Raw genomic sequence first — 370 nt, 5'->3', positions numbered from 1 at the left:
GACGTTGTTGGATTGGGTTAAGCGCGACGAGGTCGACCGTGGAGAGCGCGATGGCGTGAGTACGGCCGAGCGTGAACGCATCAAGGCCTTGGAGCGCGAGGTCAAGGAACTGCGCCGGACCAATGAGATTCTCAAACTGGCGAGCGCGTTTTTCGCCCAGGCGGAGCTCGACCGCCGTTTCAAGTCCTGAAGGCCTTCATTGATCAGCATCGCGACACCTTCGGGGTCGAGCCGATCTGCAAGGTCTTGCGGATTGCCCCGTCGGGCTACCGACGCCATGCAGCACAACTTCGCGATCCGTCGAAGCGCTGCGCCCGCGCGAAACGCGATGAGCTTTTGCAACCGGAGATCAAGCGTGTCTGGCAGGCCA

At 61.6% G+C, this 370-nt stretch carries 1 pseudogene and 1 other annotated feature; the pseudogene reads left to right on the top strand.

What is annotated here, in order from left to right:
• Positions 1-370, top strand: a pseudogene (locus tag SB771_RS33675) (IS3 family transposase); the annotation flags it as partial.
• Positions 145-261: a sequence feature (AL1L pseudoknot), on the top strand. It overlaps the preceding pseudogene by 117 nt.

The sequence above is a fragment of the Burkholderia sp. SIMBA_051 genome (assembly GCF_046534915.1).
Lineage (GTDB): Bacteria > Pseudomonadota > Gammaproteobacteria > Burkholderiales > Burkholderiaceae > Burkholderia > Burkholderia ambifaria.
This window is presented reverse-complemented; position numbering and strand designations above follow the sequence as displayed.